This window comes from Novosphingobium sp. (assembly GCF_039595395.1).
Classification (GTDB): domain Bacteria; phylum Pseudomonadota; class Alphaproteobacteria; order Sphingomonadales; family Sphingomonadaceae; genus Novosphingobium.
Map to the genome: position 1 here is coordinate 3,379,082 of NZ_JBCNLP010000001.1, position 13,785 is coordinate 3,392,866.

Consider the following 13,785-nt stretch of genomic DNA (forward strand, 5'->3'; position numbering starts at 1 on the left):
GTTATCGAGCGGTGTCGGGCGCGGTGAAACTGCCTTCATCGATCAGCGACACATGTCCCAACCCGCCTTGCGTGTCATCCGTCTTCCACACCGCAATGGCGATATGGTTAACGCCATGCCCGTCAAGAACCCCTGAGGGAATGGGAAAACGGCTCTGCGGGCCCATATCGGCGATATAATGGCCCATCTGCCAGCCGTTGACGAAGATCAGCGCGCGATAGTGGCGCCCCGGCGGATCCTGAATGGCAAGGCTGAGCGAACTGTCCTGCCCCTGCGGCAGATCCAGCGTCACATCGCTGCGATACCAGCGGATGCCCGGGGTTGCGGTGTCGGCGGGCAGGCTGGTCCGGGTCCATCCGGCGGTGTCATGGCTGGTCGGCCAGCCTTCGCGCTCGCCATGCAGGCCGCCCAGATTGTAGGGCCCGCGCAAGGCATCCTGCCCGGTGACCGCGCCCTGCAGGCGCCAGCGGATGGCATCGGCGCCCGCCCCCAGCGGCACGGCGGCGACGATGCCGCGCGCCGTGCGGTTCTCGCCGGTGGAGTTGTAATCCTCCTCATGCCCCATATTGACGGTGAGCACCGAGACGACATTGTCTCCCGCCACCACCAGATTGGCGGGGAAGCTGAAGGCGCCCGTCTCGTTGCTTGTGACGCTGCCCAGAAAATGCCCGTTGAGCCAGACCGAGAAGGCCCCTGCCGGGCCACCGCTCTTCACATTGAGCTTGATGCCTGAAGGCGCGGCCTTCCCGCTGAAATGGCCGCGATACCATGTGTTGCCGGTGTGGAAGCCATAGTCATCGGCGAACAGCACCGGCAGCGAGCCGGGCTTGGTGACACTGCTGCTGGCGGTGAGGTCGGCCTGCTTCCAGCCCTTGTCATCGAAGGCGGGGCTGGTTTCGGGCTGATCCTCACGGCTGGTCCAGTGATCGAGCGCGGGCAGAGTCAGCGCCTTGGGCACGGGCAGATCGAAGGCCAGCGTACCGGATGGCGTCGGCGCGACCTGCACCGGGGCGCCATTCCATGTGATGCGCTGGGCCTTCCCGGCGAGGACTTCGGCGTGATTGTCGGCATCGCCATCGCCGGTCAGCGCCAGCGTGTCGCCATCACCATGCGCGCTGCGCAGCAGATGCGAGCCGAGCAGCAGCACCGGGCCCTGCGCCGTGTCCTGACGCCAGATGCGGTCGGTGGCGCTGTTCTCGCCGATCAGCAACAGCAGCGGACGCTCGCCGCCTTCGATCAGCAGGCGCAGCAGGCCATGATGCTGATAGTTGATGCGCAGGATGCCCTTCGACCAGCTCGTGGTGGCCTGCCCGTCCAGCACCTTGATCTGCGGTTTGGCCTTGAAGGCCAGCGCCGTCTCGCCATCACTGCCCGCGCGTCCATAGAGTACGCCCACATCGCGCCCGCCGATGGCGGCCTGTGTCATCACTTCGGAGGTCGAATAAACCAGCGTGGCCGCGCCGATCTTCGCGTCGGCCACCAGCAGCTTGCTTTCGCGTCCATCGATGCGGATCGCCGTGCCGGGCTGCTGCGGGATGCGCGGGAAAGCCCCCTCCTTCAGCGACAGGGCGATATGGGTGCTTTCCACCGTCGAGGCCGTCGTGTCGCCATGGCGCAGCAGATGGAATTGCGTGCCGGTCTCGGGGTTGATCCGCGCGATCTCCACAAGGCGGGGATTGTCCGGTGCGCGGGGCTTCAGATCATCGGTTTTCAGCAGCGCGGGCAGGCCCGTCACCAGATAGCCGATGCGCTTGTCCTCGTAATATTTGGGCTCGAACTGGCGGGCCTCGGTGATCGCCGCGCCATAGTCATAGGAGGTGTAATTCTGCGGGATCGCCTGCCAGCCCCATGAGGTGCCGCCATAGAGCATGTAGAAATTCTGCGCCGTGGCGCCCGCCGCGATGTTCTCCTTGTAGAAGACATTGGCGAAGCGGTCGTTGATCAGCTTCGCGCATTGGGCATAGCCGGGGCCGCCCCATGGGTCGAAGGCGCCGCCCTGGAACTCGGCGGTGAACAGCGGCTGCCCGGCATGGCGATGCGCGGCCATATCGGGCGCGGGCTTCCATTGTTCGGGATGCGAGCAGTCGAAGCCCTGCGGATAGTAATCCCAGCCGGTGACATCCATCGCGCCTTTGCCCGACACGAACGTATCGTTGTGATTGCCGACCAGCGGCACGGTGATGCCATCGGCCTTGGCCTTGTCACGCAGATGCTGGATATAGTCGCGGCCCTTTTCGTCGCCGTTGTAATATTCGTTTTCGATCTGATAGGCGATGACGCTGCCCCGCCCGTCCGACAACTGATGTCTTGCGATGATCTTGTCGATCTGGGTCAGCCATTCATCGCCCAGCCTGATGTAGTCGGGATCGGGACTGCGGTTCTTCACCGGCTTTTGCGTCAGCCAGAGGGGAAAGCCACCGCTGTCGACCTCGGCATTGATGTAGGGACCGGGACGGGCGATGACATAGATCCCCGCCTTCTGCGCCTCATCCAGCACGCGGTCCATGTCGCGAATGCCTGTGAAATCATACTCACCCTCACGCGGCGAGTGATAGCCCCATGAGAAATAGATCGAAGTGGTGTTGAAGCCCGCCGCCTTCATTTTCTGGAAGATGTCGCGCCACAATTCAGGGCTCGGCAGGCGATAGGGATGGAACTCGCCCGACCAGAGATAGACCCGCTTGCCATCGACAAGGAAGCTGTACTGATCGAAGGCGATGGTATGCGGCGCCGCAGGCTGGTCGGCGCGGGACACGGTGGCGCAGGCCATGGTGGCCGCCGAAGCCATCAGCAGCAGGGATTTGAGGCGGGGGAGTTTGATCCTCATCAGGGTCCTCATGGTGTCAGCACAGTGTTGAGAAAGGCGGGATCGCTGACGCCGCAGCGGCGGCGCAGGAAATCGGCATGTTCGGGCATTTGTCGCGCCGCGGCGGCGGTGACCTGCGCCACGCGCTGGAGCCGCGCCTGCGCCTCGGCCAGCGGCATGCCATCGGCCAGCGGATCATGCCCCGCCGCGATCAGCCCCTGCCCGTGCATCACCGCCAGCCAGCTTGTCTTGCTGAAGAGTTCATCCGCCTCACGGAAGACGCGGCCGGTGGCGCGATAGATGGCGATGCGTTCGGCCAGACTGTCGGGCACCTGCATGGTGCGGAGATGATCCCAATAGGGCGTATCGCTGCGCTGGGTGGCGTGGAAATGGAGGATCAGGAAATCGCGAATACTTTCAAACTCGGTTGTCATCAGCCGGTTGTAGCGGCGGATATCAGCAGGTTCGAAAGCGCGGGTCGGCACCATTTCGAGCAGCCGCGCGATGCCCGCCTGAACCAGATGGATGCTGGTGGATTCCAGCGGCTCGAGAAAGCCGCTCGCCAGACCGAGCGCGATGCAGTTCTTCGCCCAGAAAGCCTTGCGGCGCCCGGCCCGGAAGCGCAGCAGGCGCGGGCTGCCCAGCATCTGGCCTTCGAGGCTGCTGACCAATGCTTCCTCAGCGGCCTCATCGCTCAGGTGATCGCTGGCATAGACATAGCCATTGCCCACGCGATGCTGCAGCGGAATGCGCCATTGCCACCCCGCCTCGCGCGCGGTGGAGCGTGTGTAAGGCGTGAGCGGGCCGGAGCGTTCACAGGCCACCGCGACGGCGCGATCATTGGGCAGCCAATGGCCCCAATCCTCGAAACCGGCCTCCAGCGTCTGATCGATCAACAGCCCCCGGAAACCGGAGCAATCGACAAAGAGATCGGCGGCGATCTGCTCGCCCGAGGCCAGCTCCACGCTGGCAATAAAGCCGGTGTCGCCGTCCTGATGGACCTGCGTGACCTTGCCTTCCTTGCGGATCACGCCCGATGTTTCGGCATGGCCGCGCAGGAAGGCGGCATAGCGCGCCGCATCGAAATGGAAGGCATAGCCGATATGGCCAAGCGGCGTGTTCGTGCCCCCGCTGGGCCGATCGAAGCGGTTCTCGCGGGCAGCCAGCGCGCAGATCGAATAGTCTTCAAGCGACGTGGTGTCGCCGTTTGCTTTTAATCGATGCCACAAGCCATCGAAAGGGATCGGCCCAAAATCGACACCATAATTGCCGAAAGGATGAAAGTAGCGATGGCCATGGTGAAGCCAGTCGGTGAACTCGATCCCCAGCTTGAAGGTGGCGCCGGTCGCGCGGATAAAGTGATCTTCATCGATGCCCAGCAGGCTGTTGAAGGCCAGCAAGGGCGGGATCGTGGCCTCTCCCACGCCGACGGTGCCGATCTCCTCGGATTCCACCAGCGTGATGGTGAGATCGGGCCGCCCCAGCACGCGGGCCAGCGCCGCTGCCGTCATCCAGCCCGCCGTGCCGCCGCCGATGATGGCAATGCTGCGCAAAGCTTCATGAGTCATCGGGCCACCTCGCATTGCAGGAAGAGATTGCCGGTCAGGCGGCCGCGTCGGGGATCTTCGGCATGCTCGGGCACAGCGCGGATCAGGCCGGAATGGAACAGTGAGGAACGATAAACCACCAGTCGATCCATTTGGGCCTCACAGGAACCGATCAGTTCGAATTCTGCACTGTCTTCGGTAAGATAGCCAGAAGAAGGAGCGGTTTCTTCATCCCGCGCCCTGTTGAAAATCTCGACCCGCGCGGGATCGAGCGTTGCAAAACCGGTGGCACGGTGGCGGAAGAAACCCGTCCCGCCATGTTCCGCATCGCAAAGGTAATGGACGGCGGCAAATTGCAGCGGATCGGCGGCATCCACATGCGGGATGCGTTGCTCCACAGACAAGGCTTCGGGCGGCGTGGTGACCAGCGAGAAATTGCCCCTCGCCCGCTTGGGACGGATCGGACCGATGGCCCAATGCTGCTGCAGCAAGGGCAGCACAAAACGCACCAGGGCATCGATATAGGCATGCGGCGCGGGGCCCAGCAGGCCGGGATAGCCACTGCCCACCGCGCTGGCCGGTTCGAAGCGAGAGCGGCTGGCGGCGGCGATCAGATGCTCGGCCTGCCCCGTTACGGTGTCGATCACCAGGACCGGCTCGTCACTGCCCGTCAGGCGCAGCAGCGAGACCGATGTTTGCGACGCGACTGTCGATGCAGATGCCATCATCACCCTCTTTTCGCACACAATCCGAAAAAGGAACCGGCGCGCGTATAACGCGCCGGCCCAGGGAGGGTCTCTTAATAGGTTGCGCGCAGCGAGAAGCCGTAACGCCGATCGTTCAGCGTATATTGCAGCGGCTGGCTGGTGGTGTTGATATAGGTCTCGGTCATGCGGTTGAGCAGGTTCACCGCATCGACCGACACCGCGATATGCTTGGTGATGTTGTAGCTCACCGAAGCGTCAAGCGAGGCATAGGGCTTCTGGAACTGCGGCAAACCATTGGCGCCGCTGCCATAAGTCGTGTCCAGATAGGTGCCGCGCCAGCTCCAGGCGAGGCGGCCCGAGACCGGCCCCTTCTGATAGAGCCCCACCAGATTGTAACTGTGCTTGGACAGCTTCTCCAGCGGCACGGTGGTCGGGACGTTGCTTCCGGCCGCCGCGAAAGGATTGGTGACGTTGCTGTCGACAAAGGTGTAATTGGCCTGAAGACCAAAGCCGCTGAAAATGCCCGGCAGGAAGTCGAAGAACTGCTGATAGGCGATTTCAAAGCCCTTGATCGTGCCCTTGCCCGAATTGACCGTGGTGCCGATATCAAAGGGCGTGCCATTATACGTCCGCACCACAGTGCCGCTGGCCAGGAAGCCATCGACCTGCTTGTAGAACAAACCGCCCGTCAGCGATCCGGACGGGGCGAAATACCATTCCACCGTCGCGTCATAATTGGTCGAGGTGATCGGGCTGAGATAGGGGTTGCCCGAGGAGCCGCTGGGGCGCCCGGTGATCGGGCTGACCTGCGTCACCTGATTGAGCGTCACATTGGTCGACATCTGGTCGAAATTGGGCCGCGCGAAAGATTGCGAGAAGGCAAAGCGCGCCTGCACCTTGGGCGCCAGATGCAGCCTCAGGTTGAAGCTGGGCAGCGCCTTGGTGTAGCTGCGCCGCACATCGAGCGGCGCCATCGAGCCGTCGCTGTTGAAGATCACCCCGGTCGATCCGGTCTTGGTGTTGACCACGCGCACGCCCGCCGTGCCATCGAACTCCAGCCCAAACAGCTTGTTGGCAAAGTCAGCCGTGACATAGCCGCTGATCGACTTCTCGGTCTGATGGTTGAGATCGGCGGGGGCGAAGTAATTCTTGGGGCTGGTGTTGAACAGCGCTTCGGTCTTGGTCAGGCTGTCCCACAGGCTGGAGCCGGATTCGAAGCTGGGATAGAGAATGCCGCCGGTCAGCGTGCGCCCGTCGAAGAAGTTGGACGAAGGTCCGCTGATCGCCAGTTCGGGATGCGCCGAGACCGGCACGAAGGGCGTTCCCGCCGCCGCGTTGCATCCCGGATTGGCGCCGCTGGGCACCAGGCAGAAGGCATTCCACGTGCCGCGCAGATCGACCGTGCTGTCGGCATAGCGCGCGCCGCCGCGCAGCTTCTTCAGGAAGCCGCCCTCGGCGTCATATTCCAGATCGTAGCGCAGCGCGAGCTGATCGGCATCGTTGCGCTGAAGCGCGTCGGCCATATAGGTGAAGGCGTAATTGGCCGGGTTCGACAGCAGCCCCGGATTGCGCACATTCCAGACCGGGCTGGAGCCGCGCAGATCGAAATCGACGATGCTCTGATGCAGGGCATTGTAAGGCGTCTCGCCCGCCTTGTCATAGAGCGAAATGACGAAGCCGTTGCGATCGGCATTGTAGGTCGATTTCAGATATTGGAAGTCGAAGGTGCTCTTGAACCGGTTGCTGGGGTTCCATTTCACATTCAGCGTGTAATTGCCGACCGTATCGGTCAGGTCCTGATCGAAGCGCGAGGATTCGAACACCATATTGCTGAGTGAGCCCGAGGTCGCATAACCCGCGCTGTCAAAGGTGAAGGTGCCGTTGGCATTCGGCGTGGTGCTGGGATTGCCATTGTTGTTGTAGTAATAATATTTGCCCTGACGGTAGAACTTGTAGCGCGAATACAGCGCCTGCGCCGTCACCAGCAGCGTGCTGGAGGGCTGCCACTGGAAGGCCCCCGCCACGCCGATGCGCTGACGATTGCCGCTGTCGTCATAGATCTGCACGCCATAGGGCACCTGCGCATTGGCCGGGGCGCCCGCGATGTTTGTGCCGGCGGGCACCGCGCCAAAGGCGCCGATGATCAGCGCGTCCTGCTGATAGAAGCTCTTGGCATAGCTGGCGTTGACGAGGAAACCCATCTCGCCGATCGAGGTGTGGAAGCGGTTGCTATACAGCAGCGAGAAGCTGTCGCCCGTCTTCTTGGCGCGATCATAGTAATTGCCCTTGACCGTCGCGCTGATGACTTGGCCCTTGGCATCGAAAGGCAGGCGGGTGCGGATGTTGACCACACCGGCAATGTCACCCTCGATCGTGTCGGCGGGCGGATTCTTGTAGACATCGATGCCGGCCAGCAGTTCGGGCGGCAGCGCCTCCAGATCGAGCGAACGCCCGCCCGCCGCCGAAATCGCCGCGCGGCCATCGATGAAATTGCTGACCTGAGTGAGGCCGCGCACGGTGATGGCGGGCTGGGTGCGATGGTCGAAATCGGTCGCGCCCTCGCCATAGCGGCGCTGGATCTGCACGCCGGTGATGCGCTGCAGCGCCTCGACCGTGTTGGCGTCGGGCAGCTTGCCGATGTCGGTCGCCTCGACGGAATCGACGATCTGATTGGCATTGCGCTTGATCGCCTGCGCCGAACGGAGGCTGGCGCGCACGCCGGTCACGATGATGTCCTGCGAATTGGCGGCAGAGCCACCGGGTGCCTGCTGCGCCAGCGGACTGGCAGCGAGCGGCTCGGCATCGGCGGCGAAAGCGGGCACCCCTGCCAGCATGGTGCAGGCTGCCGTGATGGAAACGCTCATAAGATAGCGACTGCGAAAACTCCGCATGTTTGATCCACTCCCCTGTTTTGCCCGCTTTGCGGTGCATCGTCGCTTGTCATATTTAAGCAGAATCATTTGTCCAACAAGAACTTTTTGCAGAGGAGGCGAAGATTCTTGTTTTTACACCTGAAAGACGCATCAAAATTTCGGAATTTATTCCATATATTCATTATATTATTGAGAAATTTCACCACTCGTGCCCCCAGCGAAAATGACAGGCCACCCCATCATTCAAACGGCATTTTTATCTGACTTGATAGAGCATATAAGCCATTATAGTATGACAATAATGCATCACATCTCATCGGTGCATCCTGTGGCGAGAGCCGCGACCAACCGTGCAAAGACGGCGGCCAGAAGAGCCGAAACGAGAGGGGGAAGGTTGATGAAGACAAGACTCGCGGCCATGGCAGGGCTGCTGGCCATGGCGGGCATGCCGCTTGCAGCGCAGGCTCAGGACAGCCGCTTCACCAGCGACAGTGCCGGCCAGAAGGTGCTCACCGTTGATGGCAAGCCCTTCCTGATTCTCGGCATCCAGCTCAACAACTCCAGCGGCTTTGCCGAGACCTTCCATGCCCTCGCCCCCGCCATCAGGCGCAGCCATGCCAACACGGTGATGGTCCCGCTGGGCTGGGAAAGCATCGAGCCCGAGGAAGGCCGCTTCGACTTCTCCACCATCGACGGCCTGATCGCCGAAGCCCGCGCCCAGAAAATCCGCGTCGCCCTGCTGTGGTTCGGCAGCTGGAAGAACGCGAAAATGTCCTACGCCCCGGCCTGGGTGAAGCGCGACACACAGCGTTTCCCGCGCGTCGAGGACGCCGATCACCACCCCATCGACGCGCTCTCCCCCATCGCCGAGGCCAGCCGCAATGCCGATGCCAAGGCCTTTGCCGCACTGATGGCGCATATCAAGGCCGTGGACGGCAAACAGCGCACGATCATCATGGTGCAGGTGGAAAATGAGGCCGGAACACTGGGCGCCGACCGCGACCACTCCGCAGCGGCCGAAGCCCTGTTCAACGCCCCCGTCCCCGCCGACATGCCGGGCGCCAAAGCGGGTTCATGGCAGGACAATTATGCCGAAAAGGCGCCCGAGGCCTTTATGGCCTATCACACCGCGCGCTATATCGGCGCGGTCGCGGCGGCGGGGCGCAAGGCCTATGATCTGCCGATGTATGCCAATGTCTGGCCGCGCGAACAGCCCGGCCTGCTCCGCCCCGGAGACAGCAGCCCCAGCGGCGGCGCGGTCTCATGGCTGCTGCCGCAATGGAAGGCGCTGGCCCCGGCGATCGATGTGGTCGGCGTGGACAATTACGACACCAATGTCGCGCCCTACACGCAGATCGCCAAGGCCTATGACATCCCCGGCAATCCGCTCTTCGTGCCCGAGACCGGGGGCAGCATCGCCCACGCCCGCCACGCCTTCTGGACCGTGGCCCAGCCGCGCAGCCTCGGCATTTCCAAATTCGGCATCGACGAGGGCTTCGGCATGAGCAAGGGGCAGGAAGCCGTGGAACCCATCGCGCTCGATTACCATCTGCTGCGCGATGCCGCGCCCTTCCTGCTACCCCTGCGCGATACGGGCCATGCCCAATCCGCCGTGGAGGAAGACGGGCTGGCCAATGTCCCCCTCGCCTTCGATAACATCGAGGCGGTCGCCCGCTTCGGCGAGGTGCGCGATGGCTATGGCGGCCCGCGCGGGCAAGGCAATGCCGATCTCTCGGGCCGGGTGATCGTGGCGCAGGCCGAGGCAAACCGCTTTCTGATTGTCGGCGCTTCGGCCAATCTGCTGTTTGCGCCCAAGCTGGGCACAACCGGCCATGTCGAACTGGTCAGCGTGGAGGAAGGACATTTCATGGATGGACGATGGGTGCGCGACCGGCTGCTCAATGGCGATGAAACGGCATTCGGGCTGGTGCTGCCGCCTTCGGGCAAGAGCCTGATGGTCACGACGCAGGTGGTGCGATGAAGGTCTCGCGCCGATCGCTGCTGGCCAGCGGTGTCGCCACGGGGCTGGCCGCCACAGCGGTGAAGGCCGCCCCTGCCCCCTCGCGCCGTCCGCTGGCCGCAAAGCCTCCCATGGGCTGGAACAGTTGGAACAGCTTCGCCACCACCATCACCGAGGCGCAGACTCTGGAAAACGCCCGGATCATGGCGCGCGATCTGCTGCCCTCCGGCTATGACATTCTGACCGTCGACATCCAGTGGTATGACCCCAGCGCCACCGGCTATGACTACAACGCCAAGCCCGTGCCCGCGATGGATGGCCATGGCCGCCTGCTGCCCGCCCCCAACCGCTTTCCCTCCAGCGCGGGCGGCAAGGGCTTTGCACCTCTGGCCAGTCAGGTCCACGCCATGGGGTTGCGTTTTGGCGTGCATCTGCTGCGCGGCATCCCCCGCCTCGCGGTGGAGCGCGACCTGCCGGTGCTGGGCGGTGCCACCACCGCCCGCGCCATCGCCGACACCAACAGCATCTGCCCGTGGAACCCGGACATGTATGGCGTCGACATGCGCCGCCCCGGTGCTCAGGCCTATTACGACAGCGTGTTCGCCCTGCTGGCCTCATGGGGCGTGGATTTCGTCAAGGTGGATGACCTGAGCCGCCCCTATGACGCCCATGCGCCCGAGATCGAGGCCATCGCGACCGCCATCACCCGCTCGGGCCGTCCGATGGTGCTGAGCATGTCGCCCGGCGAAACGCCCGTGTCGCGCGCCGCCCATGCCAGCCGGCATGCGCAGATGTGGCGCATCTCGGACGATTTCTGGGATGACTGGGCGATGCTCAAGGCGCAGTTCACCCGTCTGGCCAACTGGAACGGCGCGATGCGCGATCTGGGCAGTGCCAGTCAGGGCTGGCCCGATGCCGATATGCTGCCGCTGGGCCGTTTGAAGATGGGCACCCGCGAAACCGGCTTCACCCCCGACGAACAGCAGACGCTGATGACTCTGTGGAGCATCGCCCGCTCGCCGCTGATCATGGGCGGCGATCTGCGGCACCTCACCCCGGCCACGCTGGCCCTGCTGACCAATCCCGAAGTGCTGGCCGTCAACCAGTCGAGCCACGCCAACCAGCCGCATTTCTGGGAGGATGATGTCCCCATCTGGTCGGCGCGGGCCCCGGATGGCGCATGGTATCTGGCGCTGTTCAACATTGCCGACAAGGCCAAGGAGGTCAGGCTCGACCTGCCCCGCCTCGGCCTGCCCGCCGCCGCCAAGGTACGCGATCTGTGGCAGCGCAAGGATGAAGGCCAGACCGGCGCGATCTTCACCCGCGATGTGCCCGCGCATGGCTCGCTGCTCTATCGGCTCTCCGCATGATGGCGCGTGGCCTGTTGATGGCGGCGCTGCTGGCGGCCTCTGCCCAGGCGCAAGCTGCCGAACAGCCCGTCACCATCGCGCTCTCGGCGGATCGCGCGACCGACGGCCCGGCCTTCGAGGGCTGGGGCACGGCGCTGGCATGGTTCGCCGAGGTGACGGGCGGCTACCCCGCCCCGGTGCGCGAGCATCTGGCCGACCTGTTCTATGGCAAGGACGGCCTTGGCTGGACCATCGCGCGCTTCAACATCGGCGGCGGCAATGCGGCGGCCACCCCGCCCTATCTGCGCCCCGGCGCGGCGGTGCCCGGTTACTGGCATCAACCCGCGGGCACCTCTGGCCATGACTGGTGGCGCCCCGATCAGCCGCAAATGTGGGACTGGAATGCCGACCCCAACCAGCGCTGGTGGCTCGATGCCGTGAAAGCCCGTGTGCAGGCGCCCATCTTCGAGGCTTTCTCCAACTCGCCGCCATGGTTCATGACCGTGAGCGGGCGCGTCTCGGGCGCGGAAAAAGGCCGCGACGACAATCTGCGCGAAGGGCAGGAACAGGTCTTCGCGCAGTATCTGGCCCGCTCGGTCGAGGAATTGCAGAAGCGCCACGGTATCCACTTCCGCACCCTCTCCCCCGTCAATGAGCCCAACACCGATTATTGGTTCGCCGCCAACACGCAGGAAGGCGCGCATTGGAGCCCGGCGCGGCAAGCGGCCATGGTGGAAGCCAGCGCACAGGCCTTGCAGGCGCGCGGCCTCACCACGCAAATCGCGGCGATGGACGAGACCAATTCGGACACCTTCCTGATCGACTGGGCGGCCTATCCGGCGCCGACGCGCGCGCTGATCGGCCAGCTCAACGTCCACAGCTATGGCACGCTGTATCAGACCGGGGTGCGCGATGCCGCCGCATCCGCAAATATCCGCCTGTGGATGTCGGAGAACGATACGCCCGACAAGGGCGGCCCCGAAAGCTTCACCGCCATGGCGCCCGCGCTGGCTCTGGCCGACCATATCGTGGCCGATCTGCGCCATCTGCAACCCAGCGCCTGGGTCTTCTGGCAGGCAGTGGAAAATCTGAGCGCGCGCGATGGCAAGCCCGGTTCCAATTGGGGGCTGATCAAGATGGACCTGCAGGCCGCGCCCGATGCGCCGCATCCCATCTCCATCACCAGCAAATATTGGGCGATGGCCAATTTCAGCCGCTATCTGCGCCCCGGCATGCACCTGTTCCGCCCCGCTGACGAGGACACCATTGGCGGCGCCAGCCCCGACGGGCGCGAGCTGGTCTTCGTGCATGTGAACCCCGGCACCACCCCGCGCCATCTGGCGCTGAACGTGCCGGGCGCATGGTCGGTGCAGACCGTGACCACCGCGCGCGATCATCAGGCACAGGCCGATACGCCCCGGCTCGGGCAGGATCGCTTCACCGTGCCGGTGGAGCCCGAAACGATCACCACGATCCGTCTGCGCCGTCGCTGAGACGCCGGATGGCAGGCCCATTGCCTGCCATCCGGCCCTTGCTCAGAAGCCGAACAGCGCCTGCCGGGCGATCTTCTGGGCGCCCATCGCATCCTGCCGGTCCTGCGCGGCCTGCAAGGCGGCCCAGTCCAGCCGGTCCAGCGCGCCATCGATATGTTTCAGGAAATCGATGGCCATATCGGCGGCCTCGACACAGTTTTCGCGGAAAGGAAACTGGTCGAGCTGCCACACGCCTTCCCACTTGTTCTTGCGCAGCGTGTAGAAGAATTCGAACAGTTCGATGGGGTGGACGGTGCCCGCCACCATATCATCGTCCCAACTGCGCAGATTGTCGTTCACATCCATGCCGAACAGGCGGCCATGGTCGATGGCAAGCTGCGCGGAATCCGCCGGACTCTCGCCGCCGAACAGCGCATGGCCGAAGTCCAGCAGAATGCCCACGTTAGGAAGGCCCATCGCCTCGATCCCCAGCAGGGTGCGCGCCACCGAGGAATAGCTCATATGCACGCGCGGCTCGCGCGGCTTGTATTCGATGACGAATTTGAGGTCGGGGTTCTGGCTGGCCAGCTCACCGATGCCCTCGACCGAATAGCGCCAGATCTGCTTGTAGTCGGCCTGAAACGGATAGTCCCAGCCATCCTGCCCCGGCCACAGCTTCACGTAAGACGCGCCGAAACGGCGCACCAGATCGGCGGCCTGATTGCACATCTCATTGGCGCGGCGGCGCACCCCGGCATCGGGATTGGTGAAGGCGCCCTTGGAAAATTCGCGCGTGTAGATTTCCGGCGTGATGCCGATCACCGAGAGGTTGTTGCGCTTCAACGCCACCTCGACCTCATCCACCGAAATGTCAGGGCTCCACGGCGCATTGATGTCCACCACCGACAGGTCACGCACCTGCCCCGCCAGATCGATCATCTCGATCAGCGTCTTGGCCGGACCGTAGCCATCGGTGGCATAGCGGTCGAGATAGGTGGCAAAGTGCCAGATACCGGCACCGAAGGTCAGCTTGCTCATGACAATCCTCTCACAGATTGGGGGGAATAGGGC

8 protein-coding genes are annotated in these 13,785 nt (G+C 63.8%); 3 read left to right on the plus strand and 5 right to left on the minus strand.

The genetic code is table 11. The features are described 5' to 3' along the window. Window position 1: 1 nt before the first annotated feature. The 4 genes from ABDW49_RS15500 to ABDW49_RS15515 form a co-directional block, all read right to left on the minus strand. Window positions 2-2,827, minus strand: a complete 2,826-nt coding sequence (locus ABDW49_RS15500) for a beta-galactosidase (RefSeq protein ID WP_343612908.1) — start codon at window positions 2,825-2,827, stop codon at window positions 2-4. A gap of 8 nt (window positions 2,828-2,835) precedes the next feature. After that, window positions 2,836-4,374, minus strand: coding sequence for a tryptophan halogenase family protein (locus ABDW49_RS15505; protein ID WP_343612909.1), 1,539 nt, complete (start codon window positions 4,372-4,374; stop codon window positions 2,836-2,838). After that, a complete protein-coding gene (locus ABDW49_RS15510) occupies window positions 4,371-5,081 on the minus strand; it encodes a DUF6445 family protein (RefSeq protein ID WP_343612910.1) in 711 nt (236 codons plus the stop codon). The genes ABDW49_RS15505 and ABDW49_RS15510 overlap by 4 nt, the downstream gene beginning before the upstream one ends. 71 nt (window positions 5,082-5,152) lie before the next feature. Further along, window positions 5,153-7,924, minus strand: coding sequence for a TonB-dependent receptor (locus ABDW49_RS15515; protein ID WP_343612911.1), 2,772 nt, complete (start codon window positions 7,922-7,924; stop codon window positions 5,153-5,155). Window positions 7,925-8,330: 406 nt separating this feature from the next. On the opposite strand from ABDW49_RS15515, the gene ABDW49_RS15520 reads away from it, so the two are divergent. Genes ABDW49_RS15520 through ABDW49_RS15530 form a run of 3 tightly spaced genes read left to right on the plus strand, consistent with a single transcriptional unit; the run spans window position 8,331 to window position 12,735 of the window. Continuing rightward, complete coding sequence (locus tag ABDW49_RS15520; RefSeq protein ID WP_343612912.1) at window positions 8,331-9,914, plus strand: DUF5597 domain-containing protein; 1,584 nt, start codon at window positions 8,331-8,333, stop codon at window positions 9,912-9,914. Then, window positions 9,911-11,263, plus strand: a complete 1,353-nt coding sequence (locus tag ABDW49_RS15525) for a glycoside hydrolase family 27 protein (protein ID WP_343612913.1) — start codon at window positions 9,911-9,913, stop codon at window positions 11,261-11,263. Before ABDW49_RS15520 ends, ABDW49_RS15525 begins: the two co-directional genes overlap by 4 nt. Beyond that, window positions 11,260-12,735 (plus strand): glycoside hydrolase, encoded by a 1,476-nt coding sequence (locus ABDW49_RS15530; protein ID WP_343612914.1) that lies wholly within the window; start codon window positions 11,260-11,262, stop codon window positions 12,733-12,735. Before ABDW49_RS15525 ends, ABDW49_RS15530 begins: the two co-directional genes overlap by 4 nt. A 42-nt stretch (window positions 12,736-12,777) precedes the next feature. Here ABDW49_RS15530 and ABDW49_RS15535 read toward each other — a convergent pair whose 3' ends face one another. Further along, window positions 12,778-13,752, minus strand: a complete 975-nt coding sequence (locus tag ABDW49_RS15535; protein WP_343612915.1) for a TIM barrel protein — start codon at window positions 13,750-13,752, stop codon at window positions 12,778-12,780. Window positions 13,753-13,785: the final 33 nt, after the last annotated feature.

Bases quoted from the DNA above. Each gene is read 5' to 3' on its own strand.
- ABDW49_RS15535 (WP_343612915.1), bottom strand. From the start codon at position 13,752: ATGAGCAAGCTGACCTTCGGTGCCGGTATCTGGCACTTTGCCACCTAT.
- ABDW49_RS15515 (WP_343612911.1), bottom strand. From the start codon at position 7,924: ATGAGCGTTTCCATCACGGCAGCCTGCACCATGCTGGCAGGGGTGCCC.
- ABDW49_RS15520 (WP_343612912.1), top strand. From the start codon at position 8,331: ATGAAGACAAGACTCGCGGCCATGGCAGGGCTGCTGGCCATGGCGGGC.
- ABDW49_RS15510 (WP_343612910.1), bottom strand. From the start codon at position 5,081: ATGATGGCATCTGCATCGACAGTCGCGTCGCAAACATCGGTCTCGCTG.
- ABDW49_RS15530 (WP_343612914.1), top strand. From the start codon at position 11,260: ATGATGGCGCGTGGCCTGTTGATGGCGGCGCTGCTGGCGGCCTCTGCC.
- ABDW49_RS15505 (WP_343612909.1), bottom strand. From the start codon at position 4,374: ATGACTCATGAAGCTTTGCGCAGCATTGCCATCATCGGCGGCGGCACG.
- ABDW49_RS15500 (WP_343612908.1), bottom strand. From the start codon at position 2,827: ATGAGGATCAAACTCCCCCGCCTCAAATCCCTGCTGCTGATGGCTTCG.
- ABDW49_RS15525 (WP_343612913.1), top strand. From the start codon at position 9,911: ATGAAGGTCTCGCGCCGATCGCTGCTGGCCAGCGGTGTCGCCACGGGG.